The 23375-nt window shown below is 72.3% G+C and carries 17 protein-coding genes; 10 read left to right on the top strand and 7 right to left on the bottom strand.

Annotation, left to right across the window (positions count from 1 at the left end):
* Positions 1–20: 20 nt before the first annotated feature.
* Entirely contained in the window at positions 21–1076 is a 1056-nt protein-coding gene (locus CCO02nite_RS02790) for a LacI family DNA-binding transcriptional regulator (protein WP_146841533.1), read from the bottom strand.
* Positions 1077–1142: 66 nt separating this feature from the next.
* Complete coding sequence (locus CCO02nite_RS02785) at positions 1143–2348, bottom strand: dolichyl-phosphate-mannose--protein mannosyltransferase (RefSeq protein WP_146841532.1); 1206 nt, start codon at positions 2346–2348, stop codon at positions 1143–1145.
* 229 nt (positions 2349–2577) lie between these two features.
* On the opposite strand from CCO02nite_RS02785, the gene CCO02nite_RS02780 reads away from it, so the two are divergent.
* Together CCO02nite_RS02780 and CCO02nite_RS02775 are read left to right on the top strand one after the other, a co-directional pair.
* Positions 2578–4161 carry a serine hydrolase domain-containing protein gene (locus CCO02nite_RS02780; protein WP_186812558.1) on the top strand — a complete coding sequence of 528 codons (1584 nt, stop codon included), beginning with the start codon at positions 2578–2580 and terminating at the stop codon, positions 4159–4161.
* A 126-nt stretch (positions 4162–4287) separates the two neighbouring features.
* A complete protein-coding gene (locus CCO02nite_RS02775; RefSeq protein ID WP_146841531.1) occupies positions 4288–4749 on the top strand; it encodes a tRNA (cytidine(34)-2'-O)-methyltransferase in 462 nt (153 codons plus the stop codon).
* 253 nt (positions 4750–5002) lie between these two features.
* Here the strand turns inward: CCO02nite_RS02775 and CCO02nite_RS02770 are convergent, their stop codons facing one another.
* The 3 genes from CCO02nite_RS02770 to CCO02nite_RS02760 all read right to left on the bottom strand — a co-directional run bounded on the left by CCO02nite_RS02770 (position 5003) and on the right by CCO02nite_RS02760 (position 8599).
* The gene (locus CCO02nite_RS02770; RefSeq protein WP_146841530.1) at positions 5003–6469 is read right to left on the bottom strand and encodes an HNH endonuclease signature motif containing protein; all 1467 of its coding nucleotides are present in this window, start codon (positions 6467–6469) and stop codon (positions 5003–5005) included.
* A 94-nt stretch (positions 6470–6563) separates the two neighbouring features.
* Positions 6564–8216 (bottom strand): SWIM zinc finger family protein, encoded by a 1653-nt coding sequence (locus CCO02nite_RS02765; protein WP_146841529.1) that lies wholly within the window; start codon positions 8214–8216, stop codon positions 6564–6566.
* An 80-nt stretch (positions 8217–8296) separates the two neighbouring features.
* Positions 8297–8599 (bottom strand): helix-turn-helix domain-containing protein, encoded by a 303-nt coding sequence (locus CCO02nite_RS02760; RefSeq protein ID WP_146841528.1) that lies wholly within the window; start codon positions 8597–8599, stop codon positions 8297–8299.
* Between the two features lie 129 nt (positions 8600–8728).
* Between CCO02nite_RS02760 and CCO02nite_RS02755 the strand changes: the two genes are divergently transcribed.
* From CCO02nite_RS02755 to CCO02nite_RS02740, 4 genes are all read left to right on the top strand, one after another.
* Positions 8729–12787, top strand: coding sequence for an Eco57I restriction-modification methylase domain-containing protein (locus CCO02nite_RS02755; RefSeq protein WP_146841527.1), 4059 nt, complete (start codon positions 8729–8731; stop codon positions 12785–12787).
* Between the two features lie 50 nt (positions 12788–12837).
* Positions 12838–16128, top strand: a complete 3291-nt coding sequence (locus CCO02nite_RS02750) for a helicase-related protein (RefSeq protein WP_146841526.1) — start codon at positions 12838–12840, stop codon at positions 16126–16128.
* A gap of 62 nt (positions 16129–16190) precedes the next feature.
* Positions 16191–16481 carry a helix-turn-helix domain-containing protein gene (locus CCO02nite_RS02745; protein ID WP_146841525.1) on the top strand — a complete coding sequence of 97 codons (291 nt, stop codon included), beginning with the start codon at positions 16191–16193 and terminating at the stop codon, positions 16479–16481.
* 183 nt (positions 16482–16664) lie between these two features.
* Positions 16665–17018, top strand: coding sequence for a type II toxin-antitoxin system TacA family antitoxin (locus CCO02nite_RS02740; RefSeq protein WP_146841524.1), 354 nt, complete (start codon positions 16665–16667; stop codon positions 17016–17018).
* 145 nt (positions 17019–17163) lie between these two features.
* Here CCO02nite_RS02740 and CCO02nite_RS02735 read toward each other — a convergent pair whose 3' ends face one another.
* Both CCO02nite_RS02735 and CCO02nite_RS02730 read right to left on the bottom strand, forming a co-directional pair.
* A complete protein-coding gene (locus tag CCO02nite_RS02735) occupies positions 17164–17550 on the bottom strand; it encodes a type II toxin-antitoxin system death-on-curing family toxin (RefSeq protein ID WP_146841523.1) in 387 nt (128 codons plus the stop codon).
* Positions 17547–17750, bottom strand: coding sequence for a ribbon-helix-helix protein, CopG family (locus tag CCO02nite_RS02730; RefSeq protein WP_146841522.1), 204 nt, complete (start codon positions 17748–17750; stop codon positions 17547–17549). Before CCO02nite_RS02730 ends, CCO02nite_RS02735 begins: the two co-directional genes overlap by 4 nt.
* A gap of 358 nt (positions 17751–18108) precedes the next feature.
* Here CCO02nite_RS02730 and CCO02nite_RS02725 point away from each other — a divergent pair, with 358 nt between their 5' ends.
* The 4 genes from CCO02nite_RS02725 to CCO02nite_RS02710 all read left to right on the top strand — a co-directional run bounded on the left by CCO02nite_RS02725 (position 18109) and on the right by CCO02nite_RS02710 (position 23275).
* A complete protein-coding gene (locus CCO02nite_RS02725; protein ID WP_146841521.1) occupies positions 18109–18600 on the top strand; it encodes a type III secretion system chaperone family protein in 492 nt (163 codons plus the stop codon).
* Complete coding sequence (locus CCO02nite_RS02720) at positions 18597–20534, top strand: HSP90 family protein (RefSeq protein WP_146841781.1); 1938 nt, start codon at positions 18597–18599, stop codon at positions 20532–20534. The genes CCO02nite_RS02725 and CCO02nite_RS02720 overlap by 4 nt, the downstream gene beginning before the upstream one ends.
* On the top strand, positions 20531–22492 hold the full coding sequence (locus CCO02nite_RS15600; RefSeq protein WP_186812557.1) for a hypothetical protein: 1962 nt from the start codon (positions 20531–20533) through the stop codon (positions 22490–22492). The genes CCO02nite_RS02720 and CCO02nite_RS15600 overlap by 4 nt, the downstream gene beginning before the upstream one ends.
* A 372-nt stretch (positions 22493–22864) precedes the next feature.
* A complete protein-coding gene (locus tag CCO02nite_RS02710) occupies positions 22865–23275 on the top strand; it encodes a hypothetical protein (RefSeq protein ID WP_146841520.1) in 411 nt (136 codons plus the stop codon).
* Positions 23276–23375 lie beyond the last annotated feature (100 nt).

Here is a 23375-nt window from a genome sequence, read left to right as displayed (position 1 = left end):
CCGTCAGTCGACGCGAGCCGTCAGGCGAGGTCCGGCGGCGGGGCGGTGCTCTCGCGGACGACCAGCTCGATCGCGAGGTCGATGCGCGGGTTGGCGAGCGTGCGGCCGTGCGCCAGGTCGAGCACCATGCGTGCGGCGGTGGCGGCCATCTCCTGCAGCGGCTGGCGCACCGTCGTCAGGCGCGGGGTGATCCACTCGGTCACCGGCACGTCGTCGTACCCGACGATCGAGAGGTCCTGCGGGATGCGCAGGCCGAGGTCCGCGGCGGCCCGCATCACGCCGAGCGCCTGGAAGTCGGAGCCGGCGAAGATCGCGGTCGGCCGGTCGGGCCGGTCCAGCAGGTCCATGCCGTGGGCGTAGCCGCCGTTGACGAAGAAGTCGCCGTAGCGGATGAGGTCCGGGTCGACGGGGTAGCCCGCCTCCTCGAGCGCGGAGCGGTAGCCGTCGATGCGCGCCCGGCTGCACAGCACGTCGCTCGGGCCGCTGACCACCGCGATCCGGGTGTGACCGAGCCCGACGAGGTGGCGCGTGGCGGCCAGGCCGCCCGCCCAGTTGGCGGAGCCGACGACCGGCACGCCCGGCGGCTGGCCGCCCGCCGTGTCGACCACGACGAACGGGATCGCGCGCGCCTCGAGCTGGCCGCGCTGCGCGAGGTCGAGGTCGGTCTGGACCAGGATCACGCCCGCGGGGCGGCGCGAGAGCACGTCGTCGAGCCACTCCTGGCGCGGGCGGTGCGACCCGCCGAGCTCGGTCAGGACGACGCCGAGGCGGGCCGCGCCGGCGACCTCCTCGACGCCCTTCATGATCTGCACGGCCCACGCGTTGTCGAGCTCGTGGAAGACCAGCTCGATCAGGCCCTGGCTGCTGGGCGCGCGACGGCGGCGGTAGCCGTAGCGCTCGATGACCGCTTCGACGCGGGCGCGGGTCGCGGCCGCGACGTCCGGGCGGCCGTTGAGGACCTTCGAGACGGTCGGCACTGACACCTTCGCCTCGGTGGCTATCTGCGCGATCGTCGGGCGGTCCACGCCGTGGGCGCGACCCGTCAGGGCGTCCTCGTCGGGCTCGGTCGTCGTCATTGCGGTGGCCTTTCGCAAGTTTCGAGACGACGGTACACCGCGGATCGGGCGGGACGTGCGGGCGCGTCAGGACAGCTCGAGGACCGTCCACCAGTCGTTGTCGTCGCGCCCCGCGAACCCTGTGACCTCCTGGCGGCCGAACGTGAGCGCCGGGTCCGAGCGCAGGTGGGAGTGCAGCGCGACGCCCGTCGAGACGTGCACGAGCCGCACGCGCGCGCCCGCGGTCCAGCCGATCGCACCGGCCTTGCCGGTCGTTCCGGTCGCACCGTCGACCTCGACGCGCCAGGCCGACCCGAGGGGTGCCGTCTCGCCCGGGACCGCCGACACCTCCTGCTGGCCCGTCAACGGGGACCGAACGTCGCGCGTGCTCGTGAGCCACGATCGCGTCGACGTCGAGCGCAGGTGCACCGCGTCGCCGTGGCGAACCGGCGCTCCCTCGTCGGGACCCGAGACGACCCAGCGCGTCATCGAACCCGCGACGGGGACACCCGTGACCTCACGCCCGCCCGACGAGCCCGCGCCCGCCCAGCGCTGCGTCGAGGAGCGCAGCACGCGTCCCGTGCGCACGTGGGCGAGCGTCACCACGCTGCCCGCGCGGACCGCGGCGGCTGGGTCGGCGGGGCTCGTCGTGCGGATCACCGGCTTGCGGCGGCGGTAGGACTGCACGAAGAAGCCGCGCCAGAGCGGGCCGTTCGACGCCTGCCAGGCGCCGTCGGCGGTCGGGGTGAGCGTGACCTCGGCGCCCGGCGAGTTGCTGTCGCAGATGAGCAGCGTGGTCCCCGCCGCGGTGCGTTCGTAGCCGTACGCGACGACCTGGTGGTTGGTGCCGACGGCGCGCACGTCGTGCGCCACGACGAGGCCGAGCGGGACGGGCGTGCCCGCATCGATCGCGCGCAGGATCTTCGGGAGCTCGTCCTGGTGGGTCTGCTTGTGCACGCCGTCGACGACGAGCACGTCGCCGTCGGGCAGCGCGGACCAGGTGAAGAACTGCAGCGCCGAGAGGACCTTGAACGAGTCGAAGAGCCTGGTGCGCACCGCGTCGGCGACGAGGTGGCCGTCGGGCGGCACGCGCTCCGGCGCGAAGTGCGCGCGCGGGAGGTAGGGCGCCGGGACACCCGCGAAGAAGTGGTCGAGCGACAGGTAGGCCATGCCGCCGCAACGGCCGCGGGTCGTGATCGGCTTGCCGCCGGGCAGGATCGTCGTCTCGTCGACGAACGCGTTCGGGAAGGCGAACCCGTGCACCGCGGGGTCGAAGCCGGTCGATCGGATCATCGCGCGCCTCCCTCGTCGGGCGGGATCGTCGTGCCCACTTGTCAGGAGACACCCGCGGGCGGTCCGGATACCAGCCCTTGCGGACGGCTGGTGTCGCTGGGCTGGTTCGTCGGCAGGCCCCCCGCCCATCTGCCAGGAGACACCCGCCGGCCGTCCGGATACCAGACCCTGTGGATGACGGTCCGAACGGCCCGCGCCCGTGTCGGTGCGCGGTGGCAGCATCTGCGCCATGGCCCTCGACCTGGACGACCGCACACCCGACCTCTCCCGCGCATCCGATGTCGGCGCACGACGGCTGCCGCGCAGCACGCCGGAGCAGCAGGGCGTCGATCCCGGCGGTGTCGCGCGGCTCGTGCGGGCGCTCGCCTCCGAGGCGCCCGAGCTGCACTCGCTGATGCTCGTCCGCCACGGGTTCGTCGTGGCCGAGGCGTGGGCGGCGCCGTTCTCGTCGGACCGGACGCACCTGCTGTACTCGCTGAGCAAGACGTTCACGGCGAGCGCCGTGGGGTTCGCACGCGCGGAAGGGCTGCTCGACCTCGACGACCTGCTCGTGGAGCTGCTCGCGCGACTCACGCCGGGGCACGTCTCCGACGAGGCCCTCGGCGGGCTCGACGCAGGCGCGCGGGCCCTGCTCGGGCGTCTGCGCGTGCGGGACCTGCTCACGATGACGTCCGGGCACGACGCGGACCCGTCCGAGGCCGTGTTCGCGGGCGAGGACTGGCTCGCCGGGTTCCTCGCGCAGCCGCTCGCGCACGAGCCGGGCACGCACTTCGTCTACAACACGGCCGCGACGTACGTGCTGGCCGAGCTCGTGCAGCGGGCCGCGGGCGTGGGGCTCGTCGAGTACCTGCGGCTGCGGCTGTACGAGCCGCTGGGCATCGTCGGGGTGACGTGGGAGCTGTCGCCGACGGGGTACGAGGTCGGTGGGTTCGGCATGTCCGCGACGACCGAGGACCTCGCCGTGCTCGGTGAGCTGTTCCTGCGCGACGGGGTCTGGGCCGGCCGGCAGGTGCTGCCCGAGGGGTGGGCCGCGCTCGCGTCGGCCGCACAGGTGCCGAGCGGGTGGGGCGGACCGGCCGAGGACGACAGCGACAGCGACTGGTCGCAGGGCTACGGCTTCCAGATGTGGCGGTCCCGGCACGGCGGGTACCGCGGCGACGGGGCGTTCGGGCAGTACTGCCTGGTGCTGCCGGAGCAGGACGCGGTCGTCGCGATCACCGCGTCCGTGCCGGACATGGGCGCCCAGCTCGCGATCGTCTGGGAGCACCTGCTGCCGGCGTTCGCGCCGGACGAGCTGCCCGACGACCCCGCGGGCCGCGCCGCGCTCGCGGCCGCCGTCGACGGGCTGCGACTCGACCCGCCGCAGGGACCCGCCTCCTCGGCGGTGGGCGACGCGGCAGCCGGACGACGTGTGGCGTTCGCCGCCAACCCGGCCGGGCTCCGGTCGGTCGTGCTGCGGCCGGGCGTCACCGACGAGCTGGAGCTCACGTTCGACGAGGGCGTCGTCGCGCTGGTCGCGGGCCACGGCGAGGCCGTGAACCAGCCCGTCCCGATGCCCGCGCACGGGAACGCGCCGGTGCTGCAGGCCGACCCCGTGCACGGGCGTACCGGGATCGGTTGGCAGGACGCCGCCGTGAGTGCCATCTGGCCGGAGCCCGACCTCTACCGGATCACCGTTCGCCTGCTCGGCATGCCGCACACCCTGACGATCGACGCGCGCTGGTCCGGCTCGTCGGTGACCGTGACCGGCGGGTTCGACCTGTGGATGGGCGACGGTCGGCTTCCGACTCTCATCGGGACGATCGAAGGCTGAGCCCCGTCGCCGGCACCTCGCTGGGCTGAACCTCGCCGGCTGGGCCTCGCCGGTTTGACGCCGCCGGCTGGAGGTCGTCGGTGGGCGCTCGTGGGCGACGCTCGGGGCGGCTGGGAGGATGGGCGGGTGCTGCACGTCGTCTTCTTCGAGCCCCGGATCCCCGGCAACACCGGCAACGCGATCCGGATGGTCTCCGGTACCGGAGCGACGCTGCACCTCGTCGAGCCGCTGGGCTTCGACCTGACCGAGGCGAAGCTCCGGCGGGCCGGGCTCGACTACCACGACCTCGCCCACGTCGTCGTGCACGCGTCGATCGACGCATTGCTGACCGCGCTGCCCGGCCGCGTGCACGCCTTCACCACCCAGGCGACGCGACGCTACGACGACGTCGCCTGGTCCGACGAGGATGTGCTGCTGTTCGGCCCCGAGCCCACCGGCCTGCCCGCCGAGGTGCTGGCGAATCCGCGCATCGTCGAGCAGGTGCGCATCCCGATGCTCCCGGGCCGGCGTTCGATGAACCTGTCCAACGCCGCCGCCGTCGCGACCTACGAAGCCTGGCGCCAGCTCGGCTTCCCCGGCGGGGTGTGAACCGGCGCAGGTGAGCCGGCGGGTGTGACTCGGCGGCGTGACCGGCGGGCGTGACTCGACGGTGTGAGCGGCGGCGTGAGCGGGCGAGGGTGAGTCGGCGGGCGTGAGTCGGCGGGCGTGACTCGGCGGCGTGAGCGGCGGCGTGAGCGGGCGAGGGTGAGTCGGTGGGCGTGAGTCGGAGAGGGTGAGTCGGCGGGCGCGAGCGGGCGCGACTCGTCCTCCTCCCGCGTGCGCCGCGGCGGCGCGGCGCGCGTCATGACCCGCGGTCGAGCGGTTGGCCGGTCGCGGTGGTGAAGCGCCATCCGCCCGATCTTCGGCTCTCGATGCGCAGGCGCAGTCGATGGACGACGTCGTGGTGGTGGTAGCAGAGCAGGATCCCGGCGTTGGCGTCGGTGCGGCCGCCCTCGCTCCAGGGCGTGACGTGGTGGAGCTCGCCGAGAGCCGCGGGCGCGCCGCAGTCCGGGTACCGGCAGGACTGGTCCCGTGCGACGATCGCGCGTCGCCGCGCGGCCGTGAACCGACGCTCGGCCCGGCCGACATCGATCAGCTCGGACGCCGGCCCGAAGATGAGCCGACCCACAGCGCCGTCGCAGGCGAGGCGCCTCAGGACGTGCCCGGGGACCGGTCCGCCGCCGACGACCTCCGCGACGGCGAAGCGTTCCTCGTCGGACACCGCCCGCAGGCGCCAGGGCGCGGCGCCCGGGTCCGTCTCGCTCTCGTCGCGTGGGTCGCCCCGCAGGTCGTCGCGAAGGTCGCTGCGCCGCAGGTCAGGCCCGTCGGCGGCCATGTCGTCGAGTGCGCCGTCGTCGTCGACGAGGCGTCTGAACGTGTCGTGGTCGACGACGCAGGACAGGTGCGGGCGCACCCGCCCGCCGGCGCCGGTGCCGGCCAGGCCGTGGTCGAGCGCGAGGCGCGACAGGTCGGCCAACGCCTGCGCCCGACGCTGCGTCGTCGTCCGGCGCTCCCCGGGCGCAGGCGTTCCCATGAGCGAGTCGAGCGCCGTGCGCAGGCTCGCGCCGTGCTCGGTGGTCAGGAACCCGCGCAGCTGCACGCCGTGCGTGGTCGGCGACAGCGTGAGGCACTCGCGGTCGACGGCGCTGCGGTAGCCGCGTTCGTCGGACTCGGGGTCTGCGGCGGCCGCCCAGCGGCGCACGAGACGCGTGAACGTCTCGGGTGCGAGCTCGCGCGCGTGCTTCACGAGGAACCCCTCGCCGCAGGCCTCCGCCGGCTGGGCCAGCGCCTCTCGTCGGGCCTTCGTGGTGGGGCCGAGCCGGGCGAGCGTGAGCGCGTTGTCCAGGGGCACCTCGCCGCCCACCGCACCCGCGCCCGTCTCGGGCAGGTCGGTCGCGATGGCACGTCCCAGTCGCACGATCCCCTGCGCGCGGGCCCAGGGCACGCGGGCGGCGACCGCGAGCCAGGTGGTGATGGACCGCGCACCGCGCAGCGCCCACCAGCCCTCGGCCTCGACGACGGGCAGCAGGCTCGCGGCGATCGCGATGAGCCGCCCCGCCGCGGCGACCAGCGCGACCACCGCGTCGGTCGCCGCGCGCCCGTCGACGCGCGTGCCTGCGTCCGGCACCAGGCCCGCGAGCGCGTCGATCGCCGTCTCCAGCGCCAGCACCTGGGGCAGCGGCGCGCCGGCCGCCTCGTCGTGCACCGCGGACAGCGACGGGCGCGGCTCCCCGCCCTCGGGTGTCACCCCGTCCGCCATCGCGCTCATGCCCGCCCCCTCGTCGACGTGTTCGAACAAGTGTACGAACAACCACTGACATGACGGAGCGGGCCTGTGGACGGGCGGGGACGATCGACGCGCGTCAGCCCCTGCGCACGGACCGGTCCCGCGCGATCAGGCCGTCGCTCACGAACCGGTCGATGCACGTCGGACGACGACGGTTCGCCTCGACGACCTCCGTCATGAACGCGACGAACTCGTCGGACCGCCCGGCAGCCCCCGCGGCGGACCGCATCGCGACCAGCAGCCGGGAGGCGATCGCGTACGAATGCGCGCCGGTCGTCCGGAGCGTGTCGGTGACCATCGTCCGGTAGTACGGCAGCGTCTGCTCCGGATGCGTCCGCGCGCGGCGCTCGCACAGCTCGGGCCACCGGTACCGCGCGGCGTCGGCGTCCGCGACGGCGAGCTCCCACGCCTCGTCGTCGCGCCCGTCACCCAGCAGCACCGACAGCAGACCGGCGGGGTCGTGCTCGGCGAGCACCTGCTCGGAGGCCTCGCGGAGCCCGTCCCACGTGCCGGCGTCGCGGGCCTGCGCACGCAGCGCCTCGAACGTGATCGCGCTCGGCATGCGGCGCAGGTGCGCGGCGCGGAGGTTGACGGCCTCGCCGGGGTCACCGGCCGCGACCGCCCCCGCGACGACTCGGTCGACGAGCCGGCCGTGGTGCGGCCCCGGATCGAGCGCGAGGCCGCGGCGCGCATGCGCGAGCGCTTCGTCCGCGAAGCCCGCCTCGTCGAGACCCTGGCTCACCCGCAGCGCCGCGTACTGCCCCGGCAGGTCGCGACCGAACGCGCGCACGATCTCGTCGGCGTCGCGATCGAGCACGGCGAGCCGCTCGCGCGCGTGCTGCACCGCGTACTCGTGTCGGCCGTGGGCCGCCTCCGTCCCGACGAGCGCGCGGTACTCGGCCACGCCCTCGGCGCCGAGCGCGGCCGCGTACCGGTCGACGTCCGGGTCGAAGAAGTCCTGAGTCCCGTCGAACCGGAAGCGGAACAGCCACGTCGCCAGCCGTCGCCGGTCCTTCGCCGTGGCCGCCACGCCGCCGCCGTTCGCCACCGTCTCGTGGACGGTGAGCAGTCGCTCGATGAGCATGCCGTGGCCGCCCGCGGAGTCGTCGCTGCGCAAGGTCGCCCGCACGACGAGCGTGAGCGCCCGCTCCACCGCCTTGAGCAGCTCGGGCGTCCGGGAGCGCTCCGCCAGCTCCTCGATCGTGCCGACGATCCCGTCCGCCTCGTCGGCGTATCGGTTGGCCGCGCCGTACTCGTAGAACGTGCGGCGCGGCGTGAGCACCGCGTTGATCTCCGCCGTCAGCCGCCCGACGTCCGCACTGCTCGACACGTACTCGCGTGCCAGCAGGTCGGCGACCTGCGGGAACTCGTCGCGCGCCAGGTGCAGCAACGCGCGCGTGGCGGCCGGGTCCAGCGCGTCGAGCCATCGGGTGACCTCGTCGGCACCCGTCGCGGCGTCGTCGTCCGGGAACGTCGTCTCCTGCTCGAGCACGACGAGCACGGCGGCGACGTGCTTGCACAGCGCACCCGTCGCCCCGACCGGGCAGTCGCACGCGTAGTCGTCGAGCTCGGGCTGGACGCGGACCCGGTACAGGTCGCTGCCCTGGACGTCGGCGTCCGTCACGCCGCGGCGGGTGCGCAGGATCGTGACCCGCCCGCTGCGCGCGTAGGCCCGCCCGCGCGAGGCGGTCGTGGCGTCCCAGGCGGCGATGTCGTCGATCGTCAGCACGCGCCCATCCTGCCGCCCGACCGGGCCAGGTTGCTGCCAGGAGAGTGGGATCACCAGCAGGGGCGAACGCCCGCTCCAGGTCAGTGAGTCGTCTGGTCGTACTCGACCGGAGTGCCTCCGTCACGGAACACGTCGACCACGAGGTCGGGCACTGTCGTCGCGTAGACGTCGGCGAGGGCGACCAGCGTGGACAACCGAGGGTTCGCGGGCGTGTTCTTCGCCCGGTCCGAGAGGCCCGACTCGAGCAGCTGGTAGTGGTTGCGGTTGATGCCCGCCGCATGAGCCACCTGCTCCTGCGTGAGGCCCGAAACGGCACGTAACCGACGAAGCTCCTCAGCGAGTGCCCGCGCGAGGGCTCGCTCGAGCTGCGGTTCGCCGGACACACCGCAACCCTCGCCGTGCAGACACGGCACGTCAGCCTTGTATGCACGGGATGAGCAGGCATAACGTGCGGAGCGCACGCCGTGTATGCACGGGTGCCCGCGAAGTGCTCACCAAGGGGGATGGCTCCGGTGTCGTCGAGCGACTCGTTCCTGGCGGACTTTCGACGAAGGACCTGGGACCTGACGGACGTCGTGGTGCCCGACGGGCTGACACCGCTCGGCTACTACGGCACGGCGAGCTCGACGAAACTTGAGGTCGCCGTCGCGCGAGCCGACCACAAGCCGAACCAGCCTGAGGCCCGCGCGTTGTGGCGCGCTCGTCAGCGCGGCCGGGCGACTGGTGTCCTGCTCGTGATCCTCTACCCGGCCACCGATGGCTGGCACGCGACGGTCGTCGGGCTGCGCGACGACGCCGTCGGACCCGACGCCGAGCTCAGTGTCGTGGAGCGCCGGGTCGCTCAGGCCCTCGATGCCGAGGCCGAGCGCGAGGCGACCGAGCTGCTCGAGTCGTTGTTCACGACGCGCGACGAGGCGGTCCCCGGCCTCGTGAACAAGGGTCTGTTCGCCTCGCACGCACTCGAGGTCAACGTTCCGCAGCGTGCGGACTGGGCGCAGGCGGCTGCGGCGGGTGCGGGCGTCGGATCCGCACGCGGCGAGGACATGCTCAAAGCTCTCGGCTGGTCGATCCAGGTTGCCGGGGCCGACCTGCTCCTGCGCCCGGCGGGCCGTGACCGCGAGCGCGCGGTAGCCGTCCTCCTCGAGGGCGAGGAGGTCTTCGACCGGCCCACGCTGCGCTACGGCCTCGGGACGTCGCCCGTCGAACATGGAATCGAGGTAGCCCGCGCGCGTGAGGTTCCGTGGGTGCTCGTCGTGCGCGGGTCCGTCGTTCGGCTGTACGCGTCCGATCCGGACAAGGGTGTGACGCGCACCGGCGCCGCCTCGTACACCCAGCTCGATCTGGGTGCGCTCAGCGGCGAGCACCTCGCATACGCGGGGCTGCTCCTCACGCCGTCCGCACTCGAGGCCGACGGGACCGCGGACCAGATCCTCAAGGACTCCCGCGAGCACGCGACCAGCCTCGGAGAGCGGCTGCGGGACCGTGTATACAAGGACGTCGTCCCGAAGCTGGCCGAGACGATCGCGAGCAGGCTCGGTTCGCTCACCGAGCAGGGCCTGAACGACGCGTACCACCACACGCTCGTCGTGCTGTTCCGCCTGCTGTTCGTCGCATACGCGGAGGACCGCACCCTCCTGCCGTACGGCACCAACACCGTGTATACCCGTGACGCGCTCAAGACCCGGGCCAGGACCTGGGCCGACGACGTGCGCGACAACCCCAAGCCGCACTTCGACGAGCACGCCACCGACATCTGGGACGACCTGCAGGCGATCTGGAAGGCCGTCTACGGCGGCCACACCGAGTGGGGCGTGCCGGAGTACGGCGGGTCGCTGTTCCGCGACGACTCCCCGTCCGGTCAGGCGATCGCCCGCTTGCGGCTCACGAACGCCGAGATCGGCCCGGCGCTCGTGGCGATGCTCGTCGACACCGGGCGCGACGGCACCTATGGGCCGGTCGACTTCCAGGCGCTGTCGGTGCGCGAGTTCGGCACCATCTACGAGGGTCTGCTCGAGTCGTCGCTCTCGCTCGCGCCGGTCGACCTCGCGGTGGACCCCAAGACCCTCGCCTACGTCCCGGCTAAGCCCGGCGACGACGTGGTCGCGCACGCCGGGTCCGTCTACTTCCACAATGCCTCGGGCGCCCGCAAGGCCACCGGGTCGTACTTCACCAAGGAGTTCGCGGTCGAGCACCTGCTCGAGACCGCGCTCGATCCCACCGTCGCCGAACACCTTGCACGGGTCGCCGAGCTCGTCGCGTCTGGCCGCGAGTCCGACGCCGCCGAGGCTCTGTTCGACTTCCGCGTCGCGGACATCGCGATGGGTTCGGGGCACTTCCTCGTCGCTGCCGTCGACCACGTGGCCCGCGCCATGAACGGCTTCCTCGACAGCAACCCGATGCCCGCAGTGACGGACGAGCTGGACCGGCTGCGGTCCGCCGCGATCGCGAAGCTCGCCGACGTGGGTGTCACCGGCGCCGCTGCGCCGGAGATCACGCACGAGGCGCTGCTACGGCGCCAGGTCGCGCGCCGGTGCATCTACGGCGTCGACGTCAACGAGATCGCCGTGGAGCTGGCGCGGCTCGCGCTGTGGATTCAGACATTCGTCCCCGGCCTCCCGATGTCGTCACTCGACCACGGCCTGGTGCACGGCAACTCCCTGACGGGCATCGGCACGATCGAGGAGGCGCTCGACGAGCTCGAGCCCGACCGACGCACGGGTTCGGGAATCCAGAGTCTGTTCGCGGACGAGGTGCTGACCGCTATCGCTGCGACCGACGAGCCACTCAAGCGCGCGGCCCGCATCTCGGAGGTCTCGGTCGCCGAGACCCTGCAGGCCGAAGCGCTCCAGCAGGAGGCCCGCGAGAAGGTGGCGCCTGTCGCCTCGGTGTTCGACGCGATCGTGGGTGCACGACTCGGCCTCCTCGACCTGCGCCTGCTCTCCGCGACGGGTTGGTCAGCGCTGGAGGCGGCGGGCGCGCGCCCGGCGATCCGGCTCGAGATCGACCGGCTCCGGCCGGTCCACTTCCCGATCGCCTTCCCGGAGGCGTTCCGCCCTGGCCGCGAGCGCCCCGGGTTCGATGTGATCCTTGGCAACCCGCCGTGGGAGAAGGTCAAGGTCGAGGAACACGGTTGGTGGGGGCTGAGGTTCCCGGGCCTCCGATCCATGTCGCAGAAGGACAAGAACGCCGCGATCCCCAGGTATCGACGCGAGCGTCCAGACCTCCTCGTCGAGTACGAGGCGGACGTCGCGGCGGCCGAGGCGCTGCGGGATCTCCTCAAGGCTGGACCGTACGACCTGGGATCCGGTGACACCGACCTCTACAAGGTGTTCTGCTGGCGTGACTGGGCCTTGCTTCGCGAGTTCGGGCGTGCGGGAGTTGTCTTTCCACGAGGGGCGCTGTCAGGGTCTGGGACGGCGTCGTGGCGATCGGACGTCCTGCGAAGGGGAGCATTCGACGACGTCTGCTTCGTGACGAACTCCCGCCAGTGGGTGTTCGACGAGGTGCACCCCCAATACACCGTCGGCCTGACGACCCTCCGCCGGGGCGGGTCGAATGAGGTCAGGTTCAACGGGCCGTTCCACTCGCTCGCCGAGTTCGAGGCCGGCCACCGTGACTCGCTGACGGTCGCCGGGGACGAGTTCGCGGGTTGGTCCGCCGGTGCGGCGTTCCCGCTCCTCCCGACGAACGCCGCAGCTGGCGTGTTCCGCACCATGCGGTCCCACCCTCGCTTCGATGCACGCGACGGCTTCGAGTTCCGCCCGGTCCGTGAGCTGGACGCCACCGGTGACAAGTCGCGGCTCGACTTCGATCTAGCCCGCACCGACGGGCGGACGCCCGTGCTTGCTGGAGCGTCGTTCAACTTGTGGGATCCGGACTTCGGTGAGCCATATGCCACAGCGGACGCCGGCGAGCTTGAGCGACACCTTCTGAAGAAGCGCGAACGCCAATTTCGCACATCGTCCTCCGCCTTCTACGGCCTCGACCCGACGGACGAGCTTCCGCTCCACCGCGCACGCATCGCGTTCCGCGACGTGGCTCGCTCCACTGACAGTCGCACGGTCCTCGTCGCGCTCCTGCCGCCCGAGGTGTCGTTCACTCACAAGGCGCCTTACTTGCTGCGTCGTGTTGGCGAGAGCCGGCATGAAGCGCTCGTCCTGGGCGTGCTGAGCAGTCTGGTGCTCGACTGGTATGCCCGTCGATACGTAGAGATCACGCTCTCGTTCGAGATCCTCAACACCTTCCCGGTGCCTCGCCCGGGGAGCGATGACCCGCGTGCTCGCCGCGTGATCGAACTCGCCGGACGGCTCGCTGCTGTTGACGGGCGGTTCGAGTCCTGGGCGGCCGAGGTGGGTGTGCCGATCGGTTCGGCGAACGAGCCGAGCTTGAAGGATGACCTGGTCGCGGAGCTGGATGCCGTGGTCGCGCATCTGTACGGGCTGTCGCGCGAGGATCTGACGCTGATCTTCGAGACGTTCCACCGGGGCTGGGACTATGCGCCTCGGTTGGCGGCCGTACTCGTCCACTTCGACCGCTGGACCGAACGGCTCGCAGTCGAGGGCGCCCGGTGACCGCGTACCCCGAGTTCGCGACCAACCGGCCAGCCCCGGCGGGGACGGGGGTGAGTGGGGAGACGGTCGCCGACGCGATCGGCGTGCTCCTGCACGGTCACGCAGACAAGCTCAAGGAACCACCGCCGCTTGACATCGCGACGGCGTACTTCAATCTTGGCGGGTTCGGGCTGCTCGCCGAGGCGCTCGATCGGGTGGGACCGGTGCGGCTGCTGCTGGGCAGTGAGCCGTCTGACTTCGACGTGCGGGCCACGATCACGCCGCGCTCGGTGCGGGAGGCGCACAAGGGCGACCCTCGGGTCGCCGACGCAGTCCAGCAGCACGCGCAGGCGCTGGCCGAGGACCGCGACCTCGTCGGATTCGGGCGTGAGGCAGACACAGCGTCCGAGCACCTGATCAGCTGGCTGCGCCGCGGCGACGTGCGCGTTCGTCGTCTGACGCGAGGTTTCCTGCATGGCAAGGCGTTCATCCTGCGCGACGCGGGGCCGGCGGCGCTCGCGGGCTCGTCGAACCTGACCTACGCGGGCCTAGCGCGCAACGCGGAGCTGAACCTCGGGGTGTACCAGCCCAGCACCGTCGAGCGGGTCCACGAGTGGTTCGAGGAGCAGTGGGACGCCGCTGACGACTTCGACCTCGCAGCGCTCTACGAGGCTCGCCGCGTCCCACACGACCCGTGGCATGTGTTCCTGCGGATGCTGCACGCGCTCTACGGCGACGGCGTCGAGACGGAGCTGTTGACCGCGAACGAGCTGGGGCTCGCCGACTTCCAGGTCGACGGCGTGTGGCGCGCGGAGCGCATCCTGGAGAAGCGGCGCGGCGTGATCGTCGCGGACGAGGTCGGGCTCGGCAAGACGTTCATCGCCGGTGAGCTCATCCGCAAGGCGGCGATCGAGCGCCGGCAGAAGGTGCTCGTCGTCTGCCCCGCGACACTGCGCGACGCCACGTGGGTGGGCTTCCTCAAGGCGCACACCGTCCCCGCGGACGTCGTCAGCTACGAGGAGCTGGTCCGCGACCTGCCGCGTGCCGGCGAGCAAGGCGTCCGGGTTCAGCGCCTCGACCAGTACGCGATGGTCGTCGTCGACGAGGCGCACAACCTGCGCAACGCGGTCACCCTTCGCGGCGAGGCGATGCGCGAGCTGCTCGGCGGGGCCGTGCCCAAGGACCTCCTCCTCCTGACCGCGACCCCGGTCAACAACAGCCTGCGCGACCTGCAGACGCTCGTCGGCTACATCAACCCCAGCGACACCGCGTTCGCCGACGCAGGCGTGCGGTCGGTGAAGGACTACTTCGACGTCGCGATGGCGCTCGACCCCGACGAGCTCTCCGGCCAGCACCTGTTCGAGCTGCTCGACGCGATCGCGGTGCGCCGCACCCGGCGGTTCATCAAGACCCAGTACCCGCACGCGACCGTCAACGGCAAGCAGATCGTGTTCCCGCAGGCCCGTGTGCTGCGCGTGGACTACGACCTCGAAGGTGTGCTGCCCGGGTTCTTCGACGACTTCGCGCACGCGCTCGGCGCGGACCGGGACGAGATCGGCGTCAGCCGCGGGCTGGACCCGGACGTCCTGACCATGGCGCGCTATGTCCCGTCGCGCTTCCAGGGCGAGGGCGAGGAGCAGTACCAGGTGCAGAACGCCGGGCTGCTGCAGTCCACGCTGCTCAAGCGGTTCGAGTCTTCCGCGGTCGCCTTCACCAGCACGCTTCGCGCCATGATCGCCTCGCACGACAGCTTCCTGGCGGCGCTCGACGACGGCTGGGTGCTGCGCGGCGACGCCCTGCGCGCCTGGGCGGCGAGCGACACCGACGACGTCGACGACGTGGTTCGCGGCCTCGACGACGAGGCGCGTGCCCAGTCCGAGCCCGCGACCAGTTACGACGCTGTGGCGCTGCGCGCCGCTGTCTCGTCGGACCGCGACCTGCTGGCACGACTCGCGGACCGGACGGACGCGGTCGACGCCGCAGACGACCCCAAGATCGACGCCTTGGTCGAGGAGCTCGCGGCGATCGCCGCGGCAGCCCGCGAGGAGGGGCTGTCCGTCGAGCAGGTACGCGATCGCCGCAAGGTGCTCGTGTTCACCTACTTCGCCGACACCGCGGAGCACGTTTTCGCATGCCTGAACGCACGGATCAAGTCCGACGAGCGGCTCGCGGACTACCGCGGCCGGATCGTCCAGGCAACCGGGCGGGACAAGAAGGAGCGGCAGAAGGCGATCGTCGGGTTCGCCCCCAAGACCGCGGGCGCCGGCACCGAGGACGACCTGTTCGACATCGCCGTGGCGACGGACGTGCTCGCCGAGGGTGTCAACCTCCAGCAGGCCGGGCACATCATCAACTACGACCTGCCGTGGAACCCGATGCGCCTCGTGCAGCGGCACGGACGCGTGGACCGCATCGGCTCGGAGCACCGCCACATCCACCTGCGGTGCTTCTTCCCGGACGCCCAGCTCGAGGCGTTGCTCGAGCTCGAGGCGCGACTCCAGCGCAAGATCGCGCAGGCCAACGCCGCGTTCGGTACGTCGGCCGTGCTGCCGGGCGCCGAGGAGGTCGACCGGGTCATCTCCGAGACGCTCGACGAGATCCGGCGGCTGCGCGCCGAAGAGACGGGGCTGTTCGACGACGAGTCCGGCGCCGCTGCCTCGTCGGAGGAGTTCCAACGCCGGCTCGCCAACGCGATGCGCACGCCGTCCACCCGTTCCGCGGTGCTCGGCCTGCCGCGTGGTGCAGGGTCGGGGATCGTGCGCGGCGCCGAGCCGGGTGTCGTGTTCTGCGTAACCGTGGCCGACGACCCGAGGCCGCGCTTCCGGTACGTCCCGCTGGAGCGCGACGGGTCGTCGGGTAGGTACGTCCCGCAGCGCGTCGACGGTGCGCCGCTCGTCGTCGACCGACTGCTGGCATGCCTCAACAGAGCCGATCCGCGCGCGCCCGGCGTCGAGGCCGTCCTGCCCGAGGACCTGCACGAAGGCGTGCTGGACGTCTGGCCCACGGTGCAGCAGCACGTGTTCGACGACTGGATGCGCCAGACGGACCCGGCCACGGTTCAGCCCGTCATCCCGAAGGTGATGCGTGGCGCGGCGGAACTGGTGCGGCGTCACGGCCTCGCGCTGGCGAACGCGCAGGACGTGCTCGTCGACCGGCTGAGCCAGCAGGTCGAGGTGCGCATCCAACGAGATGTCCGTGCCGTGCTGCGCGAGTTCGAGAACGACCCGGAGTCCGCCGTGCGTGAGCTCGCCACGCTCGCCGACCTCCTTCGCCTGCAACGCCCGCAGCCCGTGGTCCCACTGCCGGAGATCGAGCTGGACGACGTGCGCGTCCTGGCGTGGATGGCCGTCGTGGCGGAGTGACCCGGTGCCCGGTGGCGCGCGCAGCCGACGTACACCACCTGCGCGCCCATAGGATAAAACCTATGGAGAACGAGAGTGCGGAACTGATCGCCCGGCGCGCCGACACCCTGATCGAGGACCATGCCGCCCTGCGCGCCACGCTCGTCAGACTGCGCAGGGAGCACGGGTTGTCACAGGCTGTCGTTGCGGAACGGATGGGCGTGAGCCAGCCAACGGTTGCCGGGTTCGAGCGCGACGACGCGAACCCGACGCTCTCGACTCTGCGTCGCTACGCGCTCGCCGTCGGCGCCAAGACTCGCACCGTGGTCATCGACGACTGCGCCGAGGCGCGTGGGGCGTCGTCGCGGTCGTGACCGTCGCGGCACTCACGACCTCCGGTCCCAGGGTTGGGGCCGACTCCAGAGCTGCGCCCCGTCGCTGTGGCCGACGCCCGACGGTGGGGTTCGACGAGGGTGTTCGCTCGCGCCGCGCGGCCGGCAGTGGCAACCTGACGAAGGCTACGGTTGTACAGACCAAGTACGTACGAGGAGTGAGCGATGGCTACCGCAACGAAGACCTCGCGCCTCAACCTGCGTGTGGCACCGGAGTCGCTCGATGTATTGCGGCGCGCCGCGGCGGAGCAGCAGCAGGACCTGACGTCGTTCATCCTCGGCGCCGCGCTCGACCGCGCCCGCGAGACGCTGCTCGAGGTCCAGGTCATCACGCTCACAGCTGAGGAACGTCGCCGCCTCGACGAGGCCTTCGACCGCGAGCCTCGCGTGGTGTCGGCGCTGGCCGAGCTCGTCGCGTGGGCCAAGTCGCTCGAGGTCGAAGATCCATCCGGCCTCGGCCGGCGGACGTACAGCTGGCCGCCACCGGGCAAGCTCGTCAGTGCAGTGGATGAGGACTGAGCGCCAGCGTCTGCGGCGACGTCGACACGTCGGTGATCACGATGCGCGCCCCGTACGTCTGGGTCGCGCCTGCACCGGTCACGGTGTCCTCCATCATCATGAACGAACGAAGCGTAGTGATGTTCGTATCGTTCGAAGACGCCGATTATGCATCCGCCTCCGCGGCGTGCGCCCGCAGCCAGGTCTCGACCTCGATGAGCGACAGGTGCTCGTCGCCGCCGACGGTGCGCATGAAGTGGTCGACCTCGTCCGCGCTCGCGACGAGCCGATGGCCGTTCACGCGGTACATCGCGGCCACCAGAGTCCATGCAAGGCGCTTGTTCCCGTCGAGCAAGGGATGCGAGCGGCTGATCGAGTCGAGCAGCGCCGCCGCCTTCGCGTGCAGGCCGACATACGCCTCGACGCCCCACACCACCTGCCCCGGCCGCGAGAGCGCCGACGCGAGCAGGCCGACGTCCCGGACCTGCCAGCCATGGCGCCGGCACAGCGCAACCGCAATCTCGGTCGTCGGGAGGACGACGAGGTCGCTCACCTCGAGAGGCGGTCGAGCGCCTCGGCGTCGTCGACCTCGACCTGCGCGATGGCGACCTCGTACGCCGCGGTGACCGCGTGCCGCTCGGCGGTCTCGCGGATGGCGAGCGCGACGGCGTCGTTGAGCGAGCGGTGCGTCACGGCGGCGAGCTGACGGAGCTTGGCCTCGTCGTCCTCGCTCAGGCGGAGCGTCATGGGCATGGTCGCCTCCTGGTATCAGATCGATACCACCCTACGCCCGTCAGCCCCGACGACGACGCGTGGTGCGTCCCGTCCACGGTCACGGTTCTCCTCCAGAGCAACAGCCTTCACGACGAGCGTGCCCGCCCACCGAATCCGCGCGGCGCGCGCTCGACCGGCCCCGCCCGTCGCTCTGAGCCGTGCACCAGACTTGCTGCAAGCTGCTGCAGAACTTGGAGCAGCCGTCAGGTGGCACGCAGCTCGATCTCACCCAGACGGCGGCGTGGCGTGTGGGTGGAATTGTCTAGGATCGTCACCCGACGCCGGACCGCCCGTGCGGGCGGCCTGCACGGACGGCACCGAACTCACAGGGGAGACCATGGGCTTCTTCACCAAGGACACGACGGCACCGGAGGCAGGAGCGCTCGAGCCGCTGAGCCGCGACCGGCTCACGGCGGTGCTCGACGCACGCGAGCTGCAGTACGGCATCGACGACGACGGCGACGTCGGCGGCTACTGGGACGGCCACCTCTTCTACTTCTTCCTCATGGGCGGTGAGGGCGAGTACCTGCAGACGCGCGGTCGGTGGAACCGCGAGGTGGGCATCGAGCGGCTCGCGGAGCTGACCGCGCTGGTCAACACGTGGAATGCCGAGAAGCTGTGGCCCAAGGCGTACGTGCGGGCGGAGGACGCCACCGTCGGCGTGTACGCAGAGCACACGGTCGACTACGAGCCCGGCGTGACGGACGCGCAGATCGACCAGCACCTCGCGTGCGGCATCACGACGACGCTGCGACTCTTCGAGAACCTCGACGAGCACTTCCCCGACGAGGCAGCCGAGGCGAAGGCCAAGCTCGAGGTCGAGGACTGAACGCCACCGACGACGGCGCTGCGCGGGGCCAGGCCTTCCAGGTCGACCTGCGCGGCATCGTCGACCTGCTGGCGCGGCACCTGTACTCGGGGCCGCGCGTGTACGTGCGCGAGCTGCTGCAGAACGGTGTCGACGCGATCACCGCGCGCCGGGCGCTCGACCCGGACGCGCCCGCGCGGGTGCGCCTGCGGCCGGGTCCGGACGGTTCGCTCGAGGTCACGGACACGGGGATCGGGCTGACCTTCGCGCAGGCGCAGGAGCTGCTCGCGACGGTCGGCCGCTCGTCGAAGCGCGACCTCGACCTGGGGCTGGGCCGCGAGGAGTTCCTCGGGCAGTTCGGCATCGGGCTGCTCTCGGCGTTCATGGTGGCGGACGAGATCGAGCTGGTCTCGCGCTCGGCCGCGGATCCGCTGGCGCCGCCGGTGCGGTGGGTCGGGCACGCTGACGGCCGCTACGACCTCGAGGTGCTGGCGGACGACGACGTGCCGGTCGGCAGCACAGTGCGCCTGCGCGCGCGCCGCGACGCCGAGCACTGGCTTGCGGCCGAGACGGTGGTGGCGCTCGCGGAGGAGTTCGGCGGGCTGCTGCCGGTGGACGTGGCTGTCCAGGTGCCGTTGCCGGGCGGCGAGGGTTCGGGGACCGCGTGGCGCCGGGTGTCCGAGCCGACGTTGCCGTGGCACAGGACCTTTCCCGACGAGGGTGCGCGCGAGAGCGCGCTCGCGGCACACTGCGAGCGCGCGCTCGGCTTCACGCCGCTCGCGAGCATCGAGCTGGACGTGCCGGTCGCGGGCCTCAGCGGAGTCGCGTTCGTCCTGCCGACGGCGGTACCCGCGGGCGCGGGCCGCAAGCACCGCGTGTACGTCAAGCGCATGCTGCTCGGGTCGCACGTCGACGACCTGCTCCCGGAGTGGGCGTTCTTCGTGCGCTGCGTGGTCGACACGAGCGTGCTGCGACCCACCGCCTCGCGTGAGCAGCTCTACGTCGACGACGCGCTGCTCGCGACCCAGGAGGCGCTCGCGGCGCAGGTGCGCGAGTGGACGATCCGCACGCTGTCGTCGTCGTCGTCGGTCCGCAGCCGCGAGCTCGTCGGGACGCACCATCTCGCGTTGCGCTCGCTCGCGGTGGTGGACGACGAGGTGCTCGACCTCGTCGCGAAGGTGCTGCCGTTCGAGACGACGGACGGCGCGGTGACGCTCGCGGACGTGCGCGACGCGCACGGTGAGGTGCTCTACACGAGCCGCGTGGAGGACTTCCGACGGGTCGCGCCGGTCGCGCGCGCCCAGGGGATCACTGTCGTCAACGCCGGCTACGTGTACGACGACGACCTGCTCGCACGCCTCGCACGCCGCCCGGGCTGGCGGGTCCGCGAGCTCCGTGCGCAGGACGTCGCGCAGGTGCTCGCGCCGCTCGAGCCGTTGCGCGAGCTCGAGGTGCTCGACCAGCTGCAGGCGGCTGCCGCCGTGGTGCGGCCGCTGGACTGCGACCTCGTCGTGCGCTCGTTCGAGCCCGCCGAGGTCCCGGCTGTCCTGCTGGAGGACCGCGACGGGCAGTACCGCGGCGAGGTGCGCCGCACGGTCGCCGCAGAACCTGACCTGTGGGGAGGCATCCTCGCGGGGTTCGCCGACGGGTCCGACGAGCCGGCCCGCAGGCTCGTCGTCAACGATGCCAACCCGACCGTGCGGCTGCTGCTGACCGCGCGGCCGGACGACCCGGTGCTCGCCGCGGGCATCCGCAGCCTGTACGTGACCGCGGTGCTGCTCGCTGGGGAGCCCCTGCGCGCCCGCGAGGCGGCCGTGATGAACGACGCGATGGCCGCGTTGCTCGCCGCCGGCCTGTCCGGCCGGACCCCGATCGACCTCTCGCCCGACGAACCAGCTCCCGACGAACCGGCTCCCGACGAACCGGCGCGCGACGAGACCCAGGAGGACGTGTGACCCGGTCGCTGGACGAGGCCAACCGTGAGATCTCGCAGGTGCAGCGCATGCCGTACGGGCTCGCGCGCACGCAGGCGGCGGAGCAGCAGGTGCGGCTGGTCGAGGCCGAGGGACCCGACGGTGCGCGCTCATTCGCGCTGCTCGCGCTCGTCGACTCGCTGGTGTGGGGCGGCGAGGTGGATCGCGCGTACCTGCCGTTCACCAAGGCGGTGCGCTGGTACGACGAGCACCCCGAGCACGTCGACGCGACCGACACCCACGCGCTGTTCTGGTCGTTCAAGTGGATGGTCGGGCACCTGTCGGACTTCCCGAGCGTGCCGTCCGCGCAGATCGAGGCGACCCTCGAGGACATGGAGCGCCGGTACGCGGTCGCGGGCCTAGGCCGCGATGCCGTCGCGTACGAACGGTTCTCGTGGTCTTGTACACGTGGCGCGCCGGACGTGCAGGACCGCTACGACGAGTGGGTCCGCACCCCGCGCGACGACTTCTCGCAGTGCGAGGCGTGCGACCCCGCCGACCGCGCGTTCTACCTGGTGGAGAGCGGTCGGCGCGACGAGGGGGTGCGCCTGCTCGAGACGACGATCGCCGCCGGCAAGACCTGCGCGACCGAGCCGGCGGACATGCTCTCCCTCCTGGCGCTCGCGTACCTCGACGAGGGGCGCGCGGCGGACGCGGTCAGCGCGCACCGCCGGGCCGTTGCGGCGCTGGCGTCGACCCAGTCGGACATGGCGGGTGCCCGCGGACGGCGGTTCGTGCTGCTCGCGCGCGGCGGCCAACCGGAGCGGGCGCTGCGTGCGGTCGCGGACGACGCCGCACTGCTGCTGACCACCGCGACGCCGGCGGCCCGGTTCGAGTTCCTGCACAGTGTCGTCGAGGGGACCGCCGCGCTGCTTCCCAAGCACGCGGCGACGCCCGTGCAGGTGGGCGAACTGCAGGTTGGAGGCGTGCCCGTCTCCGACGTCGCCGGGCTGCACGCGTGGGCTGCAGCCGAGGCCGCGACGCTCGCGGCCCAGTTCGACGCCCGCAACGGCACCGACCGCTACGCGCGGCGGCTCGCCGCAGCGCGGGCCGCCCGTCCCGCCGCCGTCGTCCTGGACCTCGCCGTGATCCCCGCCGGCGGTCCGTCTGCCGCGTCGGCCGTGCGCGCCCCCTCGTCGGGCGCGTCGCCGTCAGGTGTGCCCGACGAGGGGGCGACCGAACCCCCGGACGCGCGCGCGGACCGGCTCTGGCGCGCGGGCGAGCTCGGCGCGGCGGCCACCGCGTGGCTCGAGGCTGCCGACCTCGCCGAGGCCGAGGGTCGGCTCGCCGACGCGGGGATCGCAGCCGCGGAGGCGGCACGCTGCGCCCAACAGCTCGGCGACGACGACGGCGCGGCGGCGACCTACCCCTCCGCGGTCGCGCGACTGCGCGCCGGCGGAGTCGCGCCGCAGGACCTCGCCGCGGTCGTCGTCGCGTGGGCGCCGTCGGCGGTCGCCACGGGCACCGGCGACCGCGTCCTGCTCGTCGCCGACGAGCTCGTCGCCGACCTCGAGCGTGCCGCCGACGAGTCCGCCGCGGCCGCCGACGGCGCCGCGGGTGTCCAGCTCGCGGAGCGCGTTGCCGCCGCGCGTCGTCGCGCCGGTGCCGACCTGCACGACACCGCCGCGCGCGTGCTCGCCTCGCTCGGCCCGCAGCACGCCGAGGCCGCAGCCGCCCGCGCCGCACGGGCCGGTGAGGCCTACGCCGGAGCGGGCGCGACCGCCGACGCCGCGCACGCGTTCTGGCTCGCCGGACGTCTGCATGCCTCGCTCGGCCGTGTCGACGACGCGGTGTGGAACCTCGAGTCGGCAGTCGAAGGCTTCGGCATCGCCCGTCAGCGCGGACCCCGCGGCGAGGCGGCGTCGACGCTGGTCGAGGTCCTGCGCGCCGCGGGCCGCGACGCCGAAGCCGACACCCTCCTGCGCACCCTCACCCAATAAGCCCGCACGACTGCCGTCCCGGTGGCCCACTCCTGCGCCCCGGTTGTCCACAGATCCGGGGCTCGCCGTCCACGCGCATCGCTGGATCTCACTACCTTCGCCCAGATGAACCGACTTCTCGTCGTGGCGACCACCGTCGTGGTCGCTCTTGTCCTTGGCGGATGCGCGGGCGCGGTCGGGAGCTCTCGTCCGACGCCCGCGGTCGTGGCGACGACGGCGGCGTCGAGTCGTCCGACAGCCTCCGCGGCCCCTCGCAAGCCCAAGTACGCACCGGCGGGGCCTGAGCCGACGACGACGCCGTCGCCCGTGCCGGTGGCATTCGACCGGACCGTCCCACCTCCGGCACCCGAGGCGTTGTCCAGCCCGGCGACCGTGGACAACGCGGAAGTCGTCGCCGGCTACTTCATGACGCTGTTCCCGTACATCGATGCCACCAGGGACTTCGCCGAGTGGCGGAGGTTGTCCGGGGCGAGCTGCGGATACTGCGCCAACGCAGTGGAGCTGATCCGCGACGACACTCCGCCGCCTGGCAGCTCGAGCATCGGGGGAGAGCTCACGATCCACTCCGCGTGGGGCAAGACGTATCGCGACGGCTACTACGTCAAGCTCCAGGCCGAGGAGCAGGAGTCGTGGCGCATCGCGGCGGACGGGGCGGTTCTCGAGTACTTCCGTGGCCCTCACATCGTCAGCATCGAGATGCTGCTCTCCCACCATGCGGGCGGATGGCAGGTCGACGGCGTGAGCGTCGACAAGGTCGCGACGGTGACGTCGGACGGTCGATAGTGCTCACCCAGCGCCCTGGCGGCTTACCGAACGAAGCCGGTGCCGTCCACAGATCTGAGACGGATCCTGACGGAGCCTGCCCGATTTGTGTACCTTCACG

The sequence above is a fragment of the Cellulomonas composti genome (assembly GCF_007990245.1).
GTDB lineage: Bacteria > Actinomycetota > Actinomycetes > Actinomycetales > Cellulomonadaceae > Cellulomonas > Cellulomonas composti.
The sequence above is the reverse complement of the archived record's forward strand: the minus strand, read 5'-3'. Positions and strand labels throughout refer to the sequence as shown.

Bases quoted from the DNA above. Each gene is read 5' to 3' on its own strand.
- CCO02nite_RS02785 (WP_146841532.1), bottom strand. From the start codon at position 2,348: ATGATCCGATCGACCGGCTTCGACCCCGCGGTGCACGGGTTCGCCTTC.
- CCO02nite_RS02745 (WP_146841525.1), top strand. From the start codon at position 16,191: ATGGAGAACGAGAGTGCGGAACTGATCGCCCGGCGCGCCGACACCCTG.
- CCO02nite_RS02770 (WP_146841530.1), bottom strand. From the start codon at position 6,469: ATGAGCGCGATGGCGGACGGGGTGACACCCGAGGGCGGGGAGCCGCGC.
- CCO02nite_RS02725 (WP_146841521.1), top strand. From the start codon at position 18,109: ATGGGCTTCTTCACCAAGGACACGACGGCACCGGAGGCAGGAGCGCTC.
- CCO02nite_RS02730 (WP_146841522.1), bottom strand. From the start codon at position 17,750: ATGCCCATGACGCTCCGCCTGAGCGAGGACGACGAGGCCAAGCTCCGT.
- CCO02nite_RS02780 (WP_186812558.1), top strand. From the start codon at position 2,578: ATGGCCCTCGACCTGGACGACCGCACACCCGACCTCTCCCGCGCATCC.
- CCO02nite_RS02790 (WP_146841533.1), bottom strand. From the start codon at position 1,076: ATGACGACGACCGAGCCCGACGAGGACGCCCTGACGGGTCGCGCCCAC.
- CCO02nite_RS02740 (WP_146841524.1), top strand. From the start codon at position 16,665: ATGGCTACCGCAACGAAGACCTCGCGCCTCAACCTGCGTGTGGCACCG.